This is a genomic window from Streptomyces sp. 4F14 (assembly GCF_048159485.1).
GTDB lineage: Bacteria > Actinomycetota > Actinomycetes > Streptomycetales > Streptomycetaceae > Streptomyces.
This window is the reverse complement of record NZ_JBLRVY010000357.1, coordinates 1-325: the sequence shown is the minus strand read 5'-3', so window position 1 is coordinate 325 and position 325 is coordinate 1. Positions and strand designations below refer to the sequence as shown.

General features: G+C 66.8%; 1 protein-coding gene. It reads right to left on the bottom strand.

The window, feature by feature from the left end:
• Nucleotides 1–325, bottom strand: a 325-nt coding sequence (locus tag ACLZOT_RS51095) for an extracellular solute-binding protein (RefSeq protein WP_416976129.1), incomplete at both ends; no start/stop codon positions are given.

The following is a 325-nucleotide window of genomic DNA, read 5'->3' as shown; positions in this document are numbered from 1 at the left end:
TGACCAGTTCGGCGCCCTCGCCGATCGCCAGGCCCACGAAGTGGTACCCGTTCTGGCCCGGCAGGTAGATCGGCTCGGCGTCGGTCTTGTCGCCGATGGTCTTGAGGTCGGCGTAGAACTCGTCGCGGGTCTTGGGGGTGTCCTTGATGCCCGCCTCGGCCCAGATCTTCTTGTTGTAGAGGACGACGCGGTTGGCGAAGTACCAGGGGGCGGCGTACTGCTTGCCGTCGTAGATGGACGACGCGTTCAGGGACTCGGCCCAGTCGGCGCCGATCGAGGTCTTGAGGTCCGCGAGGTCGGCGAGGCCGCCGGTCTTGGCGTAGGC